This is a genomic window from Arenibacter sp. S6351L (assembly GCF_023016025.1).
Classification (GTDB): domain Bacteria; phylum Bacteroidota; class Bacteroidia; order Flavobacteriales; family Flavobacteriaceae; genus Arenibacter; species Arenibacter algicola_B.
On record NZ_JALKBB010000015.1, the window covers coordinates 42,603 to 58,800 of the forward strand.

Annotated in this window: 15 protein-coding genes; 7 read left to right on the forward strand and 8 right to left on the reverse strand. The window is 41.8% G+C overall.

Annotated features, from left to right (window positions below; all coding sequences use genetic code 11):
• Positions 1-9: 9 nt before the first annotated feature.
• The 7 genes from dgoD to MWU82_RS13290 all read left to right on the forward strand — a co-directional run bounded on the left by dgoD (position 10) and on the right by MWU82_RS13290 (position 8,819).
• Entirely contained in the window at positions 10-1,188 is a 1,179-nt protein-coding gene (gene dgoD, locus MWU82_RS13260; protein WP_247096726.1) for a galactonate dehydratase, read from the forward strand.
• 15 nt (positions 1,189-1,203) lie between these two features.
• Complete coding sequence (locus MWU82_RS13265; RefSeq protein WP_247096727.1) at positions 1,204-1,980, forward strand: SDR family oxidoreductase; 777 nt, start codon at positions 1,204-1,206, stop codon at positions 1,978-1,980.
• A gap of 17 nt (positions 1,981-1,997) precedes the next feature.
• Positions 1,998-3,371: a hypothetical protein gene (locus MWU82_RS13270; protein WP_247096728.1), complete on the forward strand. Its 1,374-nt coding sequence runs from the start codon at positions 1,998-2,000 to the stop codon at positions 3,369-3,371.
• Complete coding sequence (locus MWU82_RS13275; protein ID WP_247096729.1) at positions 3,368-4,933, forward strand: sodium/solute symporter; 1,566 nt, start codon at positions 3,368-3,370, stop codon at positions 4,931-4,933. The genes MWU82_RS13270 and MWU82_RS13275 overlap by 4 nt, the downstream gene beginning before the upstream one ends.
• Positions 4,934-5,072: 139 nt before the next feature.
• The gene (locus MWU82_RS13280; protein ID WP_247096730.1) at positions 5,073-6,140 is read left to right on the forward strand and encodes a dihydrodipicolinate synthase family protein; all 1,068 of its coding nucleotides are present in this window, start codon (positions 5,073-5,075) and stop codon (positions 6,138-6,140) included.
• A gap of 120 nt (positions 6,141-6,260) precedes the next feature.
• Positions 6,261-7,277 (forward strand): Gfo/Idh/MocA family oxidoreductase, encoded by a 1,017-nt coding sequence (locus MWU82_RS13285; RefSeq protein ID WP_247096731.1) that lies wholly within the window; start codon positions 6,261-6,263, stop codon positions 7,275-7,277.
• A gap of 312 nt (positions 7,278-7,589) precedes the next feature.
• On the forward strand, positions 7,590-8,819 hold the full coding sequence (locus MWU82_RS13290) for a M20 family metallopeptidase (RefSeq protein ID WP_247096732.1): 1,230 nt from the start codon (positions 7,590-7,592) through the stop codon (positions 8,817-8,819).
• A gap of 521 nt (positions 8,820-9,340) precedes the next feature.
• On the opposite strand, the gene MWU82_RS13295 is transcribed toward MWU82_RS13290, so the two are convergent.
• From MWU82_RS13295 to MWU82_RS13330, 8 genes are all read right to left on the reverse strand, one after another.
• Entirely contained in the window at positions 9,341-10,162 is an 822-nt protein-coding gene (locus MWU82_RS13295) for a DUF4138 domain-containing protein (protein WP_247096733.1), read from the reverse strand.
• A gap of 21 nt (positions 10,163-10,183) precedes the next feature.
• Entirely contained in the window at positions 10,184-11,107 is a 924-nt protein-coding gene (gene traM, locus MWU82_RS13300; RefSeq protein WP_247096734.1) for a conjugative transposon protein TraM, read from the reverse strand.
• On the reverse strand, positions 11,097-11,711 hold the full coding sequence (locus MWU82_RS13305) for a conjugal transfer protein TraK (RefSeq protein WP_247096735.1): 615 nt from the start codon (positions 11,709-11,711) through the stop codon (positions 11,097-11,099). Before MWU82_RS13305 ends, traM begins: the two co-directional genes overlap by 11 nt.
• 64 nt (positions 11,712-11,775) lie before the next feature.
• Entirely contained in the window at positions 11,776-12,618 is an 843-nt protein-coding gene (locus MWU82_RS13310; RefSeq protein WP_247096736.1) for a hypothetical protein, read from the reverse strand.
• Positions 12,618-13,199, reverse strand: a complete 582-nt coding sequence (locus MWU82_RS13315; protein ID WP_247096737.1) for a conjugal transfer protein — start codon at positions 13,197-13,199, stop codon at positions 12,618-12,620. The genes MWU82_RS13310 and MWU82_RS13315 overlap by 1 nt, the downstream gene beginning before the upstream one ends.
• Positions 13,196-15,610: a TraG family conjugative transposon ATPase gene (locus MWU82_RS13320; protein WP_247096738.1), complete on the reverse strand. Its 2,415-nt coding sequence runs from the start codon at positions 15,608-15,610 to the stop codon at positions 13,196-13,198. Before MWU82_RS13320 ends, MWU82_RS13315 begins: the two co-directional genes overlap by 4 nt.
• Entirely contained in the window at positions 15,597-15,881 is a 285-nt protein-coding gene (locus MWU82_RS13325; protein WP_247096739.1) for a hypothetical protein, read from the reverse strand. Before MWU82_RS13325 ends, MWU82_RS13320 begins: the two co-directional genes overlap by 14 nt.
• Entirely contained in the window at positions 15,881-16,168 is a 288-nt protein-coding gene (locus tag MWU82_RS13330) for a hypothetical protein (RefSeq protein ID WP_247096740.1), read from the reverse strand. The genes MWU82_RS13325 and MWU82_RS13330 overlap by 1 nt, the downstream gene beginning before the upstream one ends.
• Between the last annotated feature and the right edge of the window lie 30 nt (positions 16,169-16,198).

Below are 16,198 nucleotides of genomic sequence, written 5' to 3' on the forward strand. Positions count from 1 at the left end.
TTATTTGGAATGAAAATTACAGCTATCGAAACCTATGTGTGCCATGCTCGAATGAGGAATTGGATCTTCGTTAAAGTTGTTACCGATCAGCCCGGACTATGGGGTTGGGGCGAGGCAACTTTAGAGTGGCACACCAAGGGTGTGGTTGGGGCCATTGAGGATATTTCCCAACTTTTGTTGGGAGAAGATCCCAGGCGCACAGAGCATCTTTGGCAAATGATGTATCGCCAACATTTTTGGCATGGCAACGGAATTGTTAGGGGAACCGCCATTAGTGGTATCGATATAGCCCTATGGGATATTTTGGGTAAAATTCACAATGTTCCCTGTCATGAACTATGGGGTGGCCGTGTGCGCGATCACGTACGTCTCTATTGTCATCTTGGTGGCGGTAAAATGGAGGATTTCTATGAAACGGCGCCGGGTGATGCCAATCGATTTGCTGAACTGGCCCAACAAGCTGTGGAGGAAGGGTTTACTGCATTCAAGTCAATGGCGGTACCAGAAACCATGTCTTTGGAAGGGCTAAGGCCAATTAAATATGCAGAAGCCTGTGTTCGGGCCATGCGAGAGGCCGTCGGTGACGAAATCGATATCATGGTGGATTGTCATGCGCGCCCTAGCCCTCGAATGGGACTAATGTTTGCCAAAGCTCTCGAACCTTACGGATTGTACTTCTTCGAGGAACCATGTTGGCCTGAAACCATGGATGATATTGCTTTGATTCAAAGAGCAGTCCATACGCCGATTGCCTCAGGGGAGCGTCTGGTCGGATTGCATGCCTTTCGGGAACTATTGGAGAAAAGGGCCGTAAGTGTGATTCAACCGGATATTACGCACTGTGGTGGACTTTCGGAGGTACGACGCATTGCTGCGTTGGCAGAGGCATATAAGGTGTCGATGGCTCCCCATAACCCGCAAGGACCAGTTAGTACTGCTGCCTCATTGGAGTTGGGATTTGCAACCCCTTCCTATATCATTTGTGAAAGTGTACACAACGATGTGGAATGGAGGGAAGATATTGTATCAGAAGGGTTCAAGGTTCAAGTGGAAGGCCGAATTGTACTACCGAATAGCCGACCAGGCTTGGGGATCGAAATCAATGAAGAAGAAATCAAAAAACATCCGTTTAAACAAGAAGTGCTTCAGCGTACATTTTATAAGGATGGTAGTGTGGGCGACTGGTAATTTAAAGAAATTAATATGGAAAATAACAACTTCAAGGATAAGGTTGTATTGATATCCGGTGGACTAGGTGACATCGGACAGGCCATTGCACTGGAATTTGGTAAACAAGGTGCAAAAATTGGTATATCGGATATCATAGACCCTAAATCGGCAATTAGGAGGCTGGCTACGATCCATAATTTGGGCATAACTCATCGTTATCATCAGGTCAATGTCTCCGATGGGGATGCTGTAGACGCTTGGGTAGGGGATGTTGCTGATGAATGGGGATGTGTGGATATAGCTATTGTAAATGCGGCAACGGTAACATTGAAATCTTTGAACGAAATTTCCCATGCTGAGTGGGAGAAGGAAATTCAAGTGAATCTCAATGGTTCTTTTTTTATGGCCAATGCAGCATGTAAGTCCTTTGTACAAGATGGGGTATCCGGAAATGTTGTTTTTATGGGCAGTTGGGCGGCCCACGCAATCCATCCTAACTTACCCGCCTACACGGTGTCCAAAGCTGCTATTAGAATGTTGTGCCGGACAATGGCCCTAACGTACGCGGAAAATGGAATTCGAGTCAATGAAATTGCCCCAGGTTATGTTAATGCGGGACTAAGTAAGGATGTATGGAAGAAAGATCCATCAATGGCTTCGGATGCTCGCGAAAGTATACCCCTTGGTGAGTTGATTGAAGTCGATGAGGTCGCAAAACAAGTCTCGTGGATCTGTCTTCCCAATAATCGACATATTACTGGAAGCACCATGTTGATGGATGGCGGCCTCTCACTAGTGGGACCGAAATGAAGGACTAAATCTAAGCTATGACCATTAATCCAGCCCAAATATGCCCAAACGATTCCTTTACGGGAGAGTTTTCAGTGGCTACTGCCGATATTACGCCATCTTTATCCATATATGCCCGTAATTGGGGAGCTTCACTACATGATCGGGCGGAAGCCGTCCATAAACCGTTGTTGATGCAGTGTCTTTTGATCAAATCTGTAGATAACGAGCTCCTAGTGTGGTTTGCGGCTGACTTGGGATGGTGGAAAAATAGTTTGGATGAGCAAAACCTAAGAAATCATATTCTTAAAAAGTTGAACCTTGGAGAAGAGCAAGTGCTTTTCTGCTTATCACATACACATGCCGGTCCAAGTATTTGTTCCACGGATAAGGATAGACCTGGAGGTGGGCTGATAGGGCCATACCTTACTTTTTTGGCAGATACTGCTGTTCGTTTGTGCAAGGAAGCCTTGAACAGTATGCGAAATGGAACCCTTACTTGGGGTTATGGCACTTGTGATTTGGCCGCCAAACGCGATTATCTTGTTGACGGGGAGTATCTAATTGGGTATAACCCCCTAGAAAGTGCGGATAATACCCTCCTTGTTGGGGTTGTAAGGGAAAAGGATGGTGGTCATCTTGCGACCCTGATAAACTATGCCTGTCACCCAACGACATTTGCCCATGAGAATAAATTGCTGTCACCGGATTACATAGGCTCAATGAGAGAAGTTGTGGAGGAATACACCGGAAGTCCCTGTTTGTTCTTGCAGGGAGCATCCGGGGATCTGGCGCCTAAGCATCAATATGTAGCCGATGCGGCCATAGTGGATGGTCACGGGCGTCGCTTGGGACATGCTGCAATTGCTACCATAGAATCCATTCCTCAAAATAATTATAATTTGGCCTTTGAAGGAAGCCTAATTTCCGGTGCTCCATTGGCGTTGTGGAAACCACATAAAACAAAACCTGATTATCGAATAAGCACCAAGATACTACGAGTTGAAGTTAACTATAAAGATCTGCCTTCGCTCGACGAATTGACCTTGGAATACGAACTTTGTGAAAATCGTGTAATGAAAGATAGACTCTGGCGAAAGATAAATACACGCAATGTGATCGGTGAAAAAAAAGTGGATAAGATCCCCATTTGGATATGGAAACTAGGGAATTCAATTGTAATTGCCCAAGCAAATGAAGCCTATTCAATAATACAGGAGCGCTTGCGTACTACTTTTCCCCATCAAAATATATCCTTCATCAATATCGCCAATGGCTATGTAGGATACCTGCCTCCAGCAGAATTATATGATAGGGATATTTACGCCGTTTGGCAAACTCCCTATGCCAAAGGCAGTCTTGAAAAGATAATCGATCAAACAATCCAAGCCATCCAAACCCTGAATAAATGAAACTGGAAATAATCGATATATCTATATTCATTATTTATATTCTGACCATTTTGACCTTGGGGCTATATGCTTCCCGCTTCAATGGAAAGACCAAAAAGGATTATTTTCTGGCGGGTGACAAATTGCCTTGGTGGATGATCGGAGGTAGTATCATTGCTGCAAATATCAGTAGTCATCATTTGGTAGGTGCTATGGGTGCGGCCTACGATAGGGGTTTCGTTGCTATAACATTGGAGTGGGCAGCGATACTTATTGGTTTTAATGCACTTTTATGGGTGTTTTTACCCTTTTATCTCCGCAATGGGTTTTATACGATCCCGGAATATTTACAAGTTAGGTTTGGTAGTGCTACAAGGGCGGTATACGCCGTGCTTATCCTCTTTACATACATATTCGTAGAGATCGGGGCCGTGTTGTTTTTAGGTGCCCTGTCGCTATATGCCCTGTTTGACATTCCCATAATTTATAGTATCCTGGCATTGGCATTATTGACCGGGGTGTATACTATTATTGGAGGCTTGCGAGCGGTAGTTTGGACCGAGATGGTTCAACTGGTAGTTCTGGTGGTAGGAGGAATTATTCTTACTTTTGCGACCGTAAAGGAAGCAGGAGGGATACAGACAGTTATTGACTCCAGTCGTGATTGGAAAATGTTTTATCCAGCCGATGACCCGGACTTTCCCTGGACAATGTATCTTGGAGGACTACTTTGTATAAGTGTCTTCTATTGTGCTACAAATCAGTTTATAGTGCAACGGGTTTTGGCGGCAAAAAATGAATGGCATGGTAGGATGGGCATCATTTTTGGAAATTACCTTAAATTTTTGGTACCCTTGATTATTACAGTTCCTGCTCTCGTTGCACCCTTGTTTCTTCCCAATTTGGACAAACCCGATCTTTTATTCGCTACCCTGGTCGAGCGGTTATTGCCCCAAGGATTGATCGGCTTGGTAATGGCAGGTTTGATATCGGCAATAATGTCCCATATCTCGGGGGCCATAAATTCATGTACTACCATTCTCACGGTAGACATTTATATGGAATATTTTAATAAACAGGCTTCGGACAAACAGGCAATAAACTTTGGCAAAAAGTCAGGGGTAATAATCATTTTGGTGGGTATTTTGAGCTCCATACTTTTGATCAGTTATTCGGATAAACCTGTATTTCTATATTTAATGAATCTTTACGGGCTATTTACACCTGGAATTGCAACTATGTTTCTTATGGGGATTTTTTGGAAAAGAACCACCTCTGTAGGGGCACTGACCGCTGGCCTGATTACAATTCCTCTATCCTTATTGATCGAATTTCTTTTACCCGACATGCCGTTTTTTAATCGTACCGGGATCGTATTTTGGACATGTATGCTTGCTTGTTTCGTCGTTAGTTTGCTCTCCAGGCCAAAACAGGATTCCGATTTAAAAGGATTGATATGGAATAAAGATAGCTTAAAGCTACCTGAGTCGGAACGGAAACTCAATAGAGGGATCAGGAATCCTTTCTACTGGTGGTTGATCATTACTATTATAGTGTTGTATTTCTACGTTCGATACTTCTGATAAGGGTGGTGTAAATGGACAATCCACAAAAAATAAATTAATGGACTTCTTAAAAGAAAACCGACATGCTCCGAAATTGGAATTTCGGTAGTTAAAAGAAAATAAAGAGAATTATTACGTAAAAAATAAAACATAAAAGATGGGAAGTTTAGATCATAAAATTAAAACATTGTTGCATGAGGGTACGGTAATTCCTGCCCATCCACTGGCATTGACTGCCGATAGAACGTTGGATGAAGATCGTCAACGGTTGCTGACACGTTATTATATGGCATCCGGTGCCGGAGGAATAGCCATTGGGGTGCATACAACCCAATTTCAGATCCGTGATCCGAAAATCGGTCTTTATCGTAAAGTTTTGGAAATGGCCATCGAAGAAATTGAAAAGGCGGATTTGGATCGCCCATTTATAAAGGTAGCAGGGGTAAGTGGCAATACGGAACAAGCGGTCTACGAAGCTAAGGTCTGTGCCGAACTGGGCTATGATATTGTTTTGGTAAGTACCAACGGACTGGGAGATTGGCCTGAAGAAGCTTTATTGGAGAGGACTAGACAGATTGCCGAGATTATTCCTGTGTTTGGTTTTTATTTGCAACCATCGGTAGGAGGCAGGGTTCTGAGTTTTGATTTTTGGAAGGCCTTTGCCGAAATAAAAAATGTGCATGCCATAAAAATGGCGCCTTTTAACCGATATCAGACCCTAGAGGTGGTCAGGGCGGTATGTGAGTCCTCCCGTTGCGAAGATATTGCACTCTATACTGGCAATGATGACAATATTGTGGTCGACCTTTTGACTACCTATAATTTCAAGGTCAACGAACGCCAGGTTACCAAGGAAATAGTAGGGGGGTTATTGGGCCATTGGGCAGTTTGGACCCATAAAGCGGTCGATTTGTTGGAGACCGTAAAATTGGCTAAAAAACGGAAAAATGGGATCCCCTTGGAATTGTTGACCTTGAATGTGGACGTAACGGATACCAATGCCGCGTTTTTCGATGCAGCGAACAATTTTCATGGTTGTATTGCTGGAATTCACGAGGTGCTGTACAGACAAGGGATTCTTAGGGGAATATGGTGCCTTGATGAAAACGAAGGGCTTTCCCCGGGACAGAAAGAAGAAATAGACCGAGTATACCGAAATTATCCGGAGCTGAACGATGACACTTTTGTGAAGGACAATATGGCGGATTGGTTATGCGATTTATAAATATTTCAGAATAAAGGACCCATATGCATATTCTAGGAATGGAATACTTACAACCGACTATAAGAGGGGTGTGGCCAGATGTACTCATGGCTCTAGCCTTTGTTAAAACTAGGACTGATTATGCTAAAAAATAAGCCACGCAGAAACTTTATCAAAAGAACTACATTGGCCGGAATTGGAGTTGGATTTGGTATCAATGGATATTCGGTAAACACCGCCCAATCACTAACGATGAAGCAAGACCAAAGAGTAGGTATTATCGGATTGGATACCTCACACTCAATTGAATTTACAAAACTTCTAAATACACCTGATCCTATACCTGAATTGGCAGGGTACCGTGTTGTTGCAGCATATCCTTGGGGTAGTCGGGATATTGAATCTGGATCCAGTCGCATACCCAAGTATATTAAAGAAATTAAATCATTGGGTGTTAGGGTAGTAGGCTCGTTAACCGATCTGCTCTCTGAAGTGGATGTAGTACTTTTGGAAACAAATGATGGACGACTTCATCTGGAACAGGCCCTTCAGGTGTTCAAAGCTGGAAAACCTGTATTTATAGATAAACCTGTTGCTGCTTCGCTTTCCGATGCTATAGCAATCTATAATGCTGCGGATCAATATAAAGTGCCATTGTTTTCCTCCTCCTCTGTTAGGTATATTCAAAATGTCCAGGACATTCGAGAGGGAAAGTCAATTGGTAAAGTGATCGGAGCAAATACATTTAGTCCGGCCCATATTGAACCTAGTCATCCAGATTTGTACTGGTACGGAATTCATGGAGTGGAACTTCTTTTTTCTGTTATGGGCAAGGGCTGTATAAGCGTGGTCAGGACCTGCACGGATGAAACCGATATGGTTGTAGGGGTTTGGGAAGATGGTCGAATAGGGAGCTTCAGGGGAGGACGTTCAGGAAAAATCGGTTTTGGAGGAACGGCTTTTGGAGATCTTGGCAATGCAAATATGGGGCCATTTGAATCTTATAGTGCACTGATGGTTAAAATTATTGAGTTTTTTCGTTCTGGAAAGGCTCCGGTAAAAAGTGAAGAAACATTGGAAATCTATGCGTTCATGCAAGCTGCGGAAGAAAGTAAAAAGCGTGGTGGAACAAAGGTTTTGTTGGAATCGGTATTTTGAAATAAGTGAATGGGATGTGTTTGTGCAAATCAGTCAGCCCGTCCCATCAGGATGTCTAAATAGAACTTTGGATTGCTAAATCTTGGAGAATTGCCAACTGAATTAGATAAATCAAAATATATAATAAGCTGTAAAGCATGTGGTTGTACCCACATAACCGCTTACTTTGTGGTTATACTTTGATGAATTACATGGCGTTTATAACGTAACGGTTATTTTTCATATTATGAACTATTAATGGAGTAAATACCACACGCACTGGACAATATAAATTTATTGCCGTGTATAACTAAATTTCAAGCTCGAACGATAATGAACATGGTTGCAGATATAATGGACCTAAAGAAAATAATAAAACAACTTTCCAAAGAATACACCCCGTATTATATAAAAGTAAGACGGTATTTACATCAAAATCCTGAACTTTCGTTCCAGGAATTCAACACTTGCGCCTTCATCAGGGAAGAATTGGAAAAAATTGGGATTGTAGATATTACCCCAGTGGCCGGAACAGGATTACTAGCCTCGTTCAATGGCAATAAATCGGGAAGGACAATATTGTTACGTGCGGACATGGATGCATTGCCCATCCGTGAAGAAAGCCAACTTGACTATACTTCACGGAACAATGGTGTAATGCACGCCTGTGGTCATGATGTGCACATGGCATCTTTGTTGCTGTGTGCCAGAGTTCTATATCATATAAAGAGCGATCTGAACGGTACAATAAAACTATTATTTCAACCGGGAGAAGAAATTATGCCCGGAGGGGCGACATTGGTCCTCAAAGAAAAGAGATATAATGATCTTGGGGTTATACCACATATCGGACAACATGTTCGACCAGACCTTCCTGCTGGAAAAGTAGGGTTTTGTTCTGGAAAATTTATGGCCAGTATGGATGAACTTTTTCTTAGAATAACGGGAAAAGGAGGGCATGCGGCAACCCCCGAATCCACTATAGACCCCGTACTGATTGCGTCACATATCATCGTGGCGGCCCAACAACTGGTTAGTAGAATGTCATCTCCAAAAGTACCTTCGGTATTGTCTTTCGGAAAAGTAATTGCCAATGGTGCAATCAATATTATTCCTGATACAGTATCTATTGAAGGTACATTCCGAACTTTGGATGAAACTTGGCGCCAACATGCGTTAATGAAGTTGGAGAAGCTGGCATGTTCTATTGCGGAAGGCATGGGTGGAAAATGTGAACTCAGGATAAACCATGGTTATCCCTCTTTACATAACGATAAGGATTTAACACAAGAATCGAAGGCAAATGCAGAATCATATCTCGGGGAAGAAAGTGTACTTGAGTCTGATATATGGATGGCCTCAGAAGATTTTGCATATTACTCGCAAAGAAACCCGTCATGTTTCTATTTATTGGGGGTGGGTAACGAAAATGATGGTATCAATTCGGGATTGCATACGCCAACCTTCAATATAGATGAGACTGCTCTTGAAGTAGGAGGAGGTCTAATGGCATGGTTGGCAATTCAGTCATTGAACAATCAAACAATCGAGCTTTGCAGATAACATGATCCATTCTAGAAATTCTGGGCATCGCCGTGCTATTGCCCCGTATTTGAATGGCTTCAAAAATCTTACTTGTGGAAATACTTACTCATCAGAATATGCAATGAGTCTTTTCAATGGTCGAAAATTCTAGTAGCCTCTTAGGATAAAGGCGCCATCTTCTAACATTAATTGACAATATAGGTTACTCTGTTCTTGTATAAAGAGATGAAATCCACTTGTAAAAGCTTACTTCAGTTGTGGGAGTTAACAACAAGCTGATTGGGGACAAGTTGTTAAAGCCATACCTACTATTTTTTGCCATTTCCTATCTTCTTTTGATTTCAAGGGTGTCTATTCGTTGTAATAGGTTTTATACTTCGTCAACTACCTACATTTCGGTAAATGATGGACAAGTTAAAGTCAATTAACCCGAGAGAGTACCTTCTTAGCCTTACTGATTTACAGGATTTGTAAAACTAAATCAAATATGTCCGGCATGATTGTTTAAAAACCAACCATAAAAATGAATGGTGATATTGTTACTTCCATTTCACTATTACATCCCTATTCCCATTCAACTCGTCCAATTTGACCATAAGCCTTGCCCTGGGGCCCAAAGTAAACTTGGGGAAGACTGATACAAATTGTACTGTACGGTCTTTATGAACGACTGAAGGTCTGTTGTATACATAGTTCGGGGAGATTAATAGTTCCTGATAGGAGGCTTTTCGTTTATTGTTGCCATTCACTTTATATAGGCTCAAGCCGTTGATTTCAAAGTCAATTTGAGAGTCATTGGATATTTCAAAAAGTATGTAGACATTATTCATATAATAGATGCTTTTGGTCATACGTATGGAAACGCCGTCCTTAAATTTTATTTGGTCAAAAGGATGGGGATTTCGGAGAAATTGGGAACAAAGTTTGGAGTATTCTTTGATTTTTGCATTATCCAACGCTATTTCATTGGATGGACTTTTTATTTCAACTTCTGGCAAGATGGCGCTACCTGTTCTTTCATTGCCAATACTTTCCGCAGCTTCGATAAAATAATTAAGTTTTTCCAGTTTCTGGGAGTAACGTAACAAATAGGAGTAGACCTCTCCATCGCGGGTAACCACTAAAAGGTTGCTTTCCTCTCCCGGAGTGGCCTGCAGCAAACCAAAATATTGTTCTTTATCCCGGTTATAACTAAAGGCATAATTGGAGGAACCTGTAATTCCTTGACGAATCGGATTGGGAAAGAACATGGAAACGGTTTTTTGTTCATTGGCATAGATGGTGTCGATGATTTTGCGATTTTGGGCTTTTGAAACGCCCATCATGATCAGGAGACAGATCAAGGGTATGGAGTTTTTCATAGTAACAAGAGTTTATTGAAATTATTTGGATTTTAAAATGAGTTGGTAATTGTTGGTTACGGTTACTTTTGTACTTCGATTATTACGTCGGAATACTTTTTTGATACCGCTTACTTGAGGAACACCTGTAATATTGATATCGTCCAGAACATCATCAACAACCTCGTTGGTCACTTCACCCCGAAAACTGTTCTCCACATAAATACCCTCAAGTCCATCCTGCAGGTCAAAGGCCTTCAGTTTTACTGGAATGTGGTCGATATTATCTATTTGTATAAGAGTGCGGTTAGGCTGAAAACTGACCATCCCATAGATCAAAGTGTTCCGTGGGATGGTCTTTGGTCCCAGTTTTACCTCCTGCAGCAAACGTAGCTGTAATCGGCTATTGGACTTCACCACTTGATTGCCATCAACTTCAACAAGAATGTCTTCGATATCAGGGGCATAAGAAATTGGAATCGGTCGAGGATCCGAAGCAAAGAACAGCTGATGCTCCAATGCCAGTTCTTTGGAGGATATTGGCTCTTGGCCTTCCAGTTCAATAGTATCCAGAACAGTAGCCTCAATGGGTCTTTCACTTGGAGGATCTATTTTTCGATAGCTGCTTTGAGTATAATCGATCCGTCCATAACTGTAAATGCTGTCCACAATGCGCTGTTTTTCCTTATCCATAAAATTTGGATCATAAACGCCTGCGGAATCCAAAAACTTTTCATCGTAAACGCTCGGGGCATTTTTCATACGTACTTCCTGGATATTGTCCAATGCTTCCAGTTTGGTGGAATATTCTTGCTGTTGCTGTTCCAATTCCGGTACCTCAGTATGTTCCAATTGTGCATCTGCATTATCCCCATTGCTCATGACCATGAAGGAATAGCCGACTATGAACAGTACAATGATCAGAACTACCGAGCCAAATACGATCTTGTTCTTTTCAATTTTCATTTTGCAGTTTTTTTAAGGATTTCTCGTAATAGTTGGTAATCAGGAGCCCGTGGGTATTTTTTGGGAAGTTTCGGTCCACATGGATCAAATTACCTGTGGTGACCAATTCGTAAGTGTCCGTTATGGCTCCCCGATTGATTTCGAACCGCGTCTTAGTGAGGAAGGTATAGGGTTCGTGGGATAGCACTATTTCGGAATCGATCTCGAGTACCTTTTGAACCAGGGAATATTGCAATAACCTATTATAGACTCCATCCGATTTTTTCTGTCGGTACAGGGCATCCACGGAGCTGTTGCCCAACCAAAGTGCCTTTTCCAAGTTCTTTTCATAATTACTGGCATCAATATTATAGAAGTGGGTGTGGAACAGTTCCAAATGGGACAATACTTCTACGCCTAGGTTTTCTTTTTGAGCAATCATTTTTAACGGAATGACACTTCCATCAGTATTGACCACAAAAGCATTGTTAACGGTTTCCTTGTGCAGTTTTATTACGGATAGTATGGCTACGATACAGGTTACGGTTGTGCCAATAACCAAAGACCACACAATAAAGCGATTTTGGTTCAGCACTCTGTAAATATTTTTATAAGGTGTTTTCATCTTTTGAGTTTTTAGTTCTTATTGGTTGTCCATGGATTACGGTTCTGATTTATTTCAATGTATCCTATGCCCCACTAAAAAGCCTAATGGTAAAGGAGATGGCCCTACGGTACAATTTGAACTTGAGCAATACGATAAAACCTATGGAGCCCAATTGCATCAACGGTGCAAAAAACTGGCTGCCCCAATCTGTACCAAACAGGCTCGACCAAAAGTTGGTGTTCACTTCGGTATACAGATTATTGATAAATACATTTACCAAGAAAAATGCAGGTACCAACATATAGACCCCTGCATAGAGTTTGAAATAGTTGTAAGCCAATGACCTGAACTTTTCAAAAACGGCAAAACTGATGATCAAGGGGAAAAAGGCCTGCATGATCCCCAGAAGAAAGAAACGTTCCGCCAAGAACAAGGGATAGATGAACAGGTCCATCAGCCAAAGGAAAAGACCGATAATAAAGGCCAAAATCTTCAGACCGAACAAAGGGGTAACCAATGCTTCATATAAAAGGGCCATAGCTTTTTTGGCGGCATCCAAGGCGCCCACATCCTGCTCAATATCCAATTCTTGCATCTGTAACGGGAGGAGCGCCGGTGCCGTGTCCCGGTATTGCCCCTCGATGGCCACCAAAATGGTGTCGAACACTGCTAATACCTGTGTTGAAAAAATGACTAAAATGAAAACAGCAAAATTCTTGGCCAATTCGGTAGGGGTAAGCCCCCAGGTGTAACCTTCATTGTTGGCCACTCCTTCATTGTACTTTTTGAGGATATTGATCAGGAAAAAAAGTAGGGCAAGGGCCTTCATACCCGTTATTGTGTATACGGAGAAATCACTATTCTTGATGGTCTGAAAGACAGAGTCCACATATTCGAGCCCAATACCTAAAAATATTCCTGACATTAATGTTTGGCTTCTCGGTTATTGATCTTGTCCTGCATTTCCCTAAAAGCGATGATTTCACGGTATCGTCGGGTCTTGGATTCAATCTCCGCCACCATTTCCTTGGATTGCAGTTCTTTCTCCTTGAGGATCGAAGCGCGTTCGGCATCCGTCATTCTGAGATTATCACTGGATAGTACTTCTTCAATATAGTCCAAACCGGACAAGGAGTTTTCTATGATATCATTGAAAGAATCCGAGATACGGGTAACTTCATCAGGATGGATATAGGGAGAACTGAAAATCTCCCTCAGATCGTCCTGTACAATGTCGAACAAGCGTTGGTTACTATTGGCAAGTTCTTTTACGGCCTTTAATTGTTTGATCACGTCATTGACCTTATCCACATTTTCCTTCTGTTGTTTCAGAAATTTGACCGTTTTTAATAATTGGGAGGTCTGTTTGCCGGATTCCAGCAAGGATTTCATGAAGGAGATGAAATTGGTGTTGTCATAAACCGGTACACCCTGGCAAGCAGCACCTGCAGGCAATAAAAGGGTAATGGCCAGCGCGATTCCCAATGTTTTGATTTTCTTTCTCATAATGTTTCTTTTTTTAGTGTTATAAATTCTTGAATAGCCTTCTCCATATTCTGGGTCTTATTATAAATGGCCATTATGGCCTCGTTTTCAGCTCCATCTGTTAGATAGGCACCATAAACTTCGGGGGGAACCTCCAACCTAAAAATGTTGCTTTCCCTACCTATCTTGATGAACATTTCCGTGTACTTTCGGGGACCGGTAAGATTGTTCCTAATGGATTTCAACTGGTTCAGGTCATGGCTGGACAGGCTTAACCTGTTTTTTAATTCTATATATCCCTTTTCATTATTAAGGCTATATATGACCTGGGTATTTTCCAGTATGCTGGCCGAGGTGGAATTGTTAGGCAGTTGGTTGATGGATTGGAGTATGATCCCTATGGCCCCGTTCTGTTTTCGGATGGCCTGATAGTAGAATTCCACACTTTCCAGAACGCTTTCGAATTTGAGCTGTTTGGCAAATTCGTCAAACAGGATGATGCCCTTTTCCGCTCGGTTTTTCCAGATGGTCCGTTGGATGGCAGATTTTATAAGCTTCAGCATTACCGAAAGAATTTCCTTATTGTCCTTTACTTCATCCAGTTCAAAAACGATCAATCGTTTGTCCTCAATTTTAAAGGTCTGGTCCTTGCTGACCTCGAACAAGAAACTATAGAGTCCATCGCCGACATATTCCGACATGATGTGGAGGAAGCCTGTTATGTTAAAATATTCAGGTTGAATTTTAAGCTGATCCAACAGATCTTTTTGATTCCCTTCCATGAATCTATAAAAGCTGTCCAAGGAATGGTTCCCATCAACGATCTGATAATAATGCTGTAGTATTTTTTTTATAGATACCGATTGGGCCTTGGTGGCCTTAAGCTCCGTGGCCAACAGTTCAAATAGAAATACAGACAGATCCTCCAAACGTTCTGGAGTCAAGTCTGCTTTATGACTTATGTAAAAGGGATTGATGCCTAGGTTCTTCCCGCTTTCATATCTCAGGACGGTATATTGTTCGGGATAAAGGTTCGCGAATTTAGTGTAGGAGCCTCCAAGGTCTATAATGACCAGGCGCACCCCATTTTCGAAATATTGACGGAGTATATTGTTGGCCAAGAAAGATTTGCCCTCGCCTGTTGGGGCGAAAATGGCAAAATTCCGGGCCTTGATACGCTTTTTCTTTTCATCCCAGACGTCCTTTAAGACAGGTATATTATGTTCCCGGTCATTGAAAATGATTCCAGTAGCATCGGATTTATAGTTGCTATTGTTTATGCTAAGGCACAGAGCATGCTTCAGGTCCGTAACGTATAGGTCCTCATCAGAAAAATTGGAAGAAAAGCAGAAGTAGCTGTTCAGAAAATAATTTTTGCGCTCCTCGCCCCTAGGATAGTAGGGTATAATATCAAGCTCTTTGAACTCGGTCCTAATTTTGGAGCCTATTTTTTCAAGTCCCTTGGCCGTATGGTCCCAATAGATGATGTTAAGATGGCCCCGAACGATCCTAGAACTGTCATCCCCATTAATCTTGTCCAGAATATGCTGGACTTTGGTCAGGGTTACTTTGTTCTGGGAACCGAAATTGGAACTTTTGTTCAGTTCCTCTATTTTCTTGTCCAATAGCTTGCGCCATTTATGTTTATCATCCAGGTATATAATCTGGTTGACGATATGGTTTTCGTTCAATGTTAACCCTATGCCATCTATAAAACCCTGATGGAATACAAAATCATCCGAGGTAAACCGCTCATTGGTCTTACTGCTCTGGACACTTTCTCCAAAACATAGTTCACTATTTATGGCTAGGACATCAAAATCGTTTTGGCCGATGGTAATCTTAGATTTGTCCAAAAGAATATCGGTATCGAAACCCTCATTGAACCCATTGAAATAATTGTTGGTATTGGAGAGGATTTCCTCTTCGTATAGCGGGACAAAAGTCATCTTGCGACTATTGTTGATAAAGGAAACGGAATCGTTTACGGAACCCATAAAACTTTTGACCTGTTCATCCATTTCCAAATGGATTCCCTTGGGAACTTTTCGAAAAGGGTTTACATATTTGGAGTTATTCAACGCTTTGTTCCGTGTAAGGATAAAATATAGGAAGCAACGATGGTCGATATACTCCCTGCCTTTGAAATACCTATGGGTGGCCTTCGCCAAAAAGGAAGTATTGGGCAATTTTTCAGAGGTGTAGGTTTTCTTTAGATAAACATCTTGTTTATGGACAACGCATCCGATTGGCAACGATTTGATGGCCTGGAACCAGGCGCCATGGATATCTTCAAAATCCGTTTCCGACAAGGAATAGATTTCTGGCAACAAACCTTCATAACATAGTACCACATTACCATTGTTGGCATAGACGACGTTGGATTGGATATCGGCGATGGGATGGTTTGCAGAAAGATTAATCTTGTCCATAATTAAGGGATGAGGAATTTTTATTGCTGATGATTTTTGGAAACACCCTTGTAAGGGTTAAGGAGAGTTGACTTTTCGTAAGCCTTGTCAGAGCTATATAAAGTATGGTATTGAATATAAGGACACCCATTATCATCTCAAGACTGAATGAGAAAATGATGACCATCAAAGAAGCAATTATGGACAGCATCTGTAGTGCAAAAAAGGATATGGGCAAGCCGAAAATCATGGCCCTTTTTCTAATATTCCTATATATTTCGAATTTTTTCATCACACTACAATTCCTATGAGGTAAGTAAAGATGCCAACTACGGCCCCAGCAATCAAGACAAAGACCAGTACCCTGGTGATGCCTTTTTTTAGATCCGCGTTTTCCCCAAAGAAATGTCCGGCGTTGAACAAGAACCCTATAAGGAAGATGACCCCGAGGATTATGGGAAAGATGGTCCTGATGGTATCGGAGACATCGTTGACAGAGTCTTCTATGCCTCCAATTTGTGCAAAAGCTGATGCCGTAACCAAAAGCAATAGCAGCAATGATTTAATTGGTTTTTTCATGATTGTACATTTTTGAGGCCTTCCCAATAG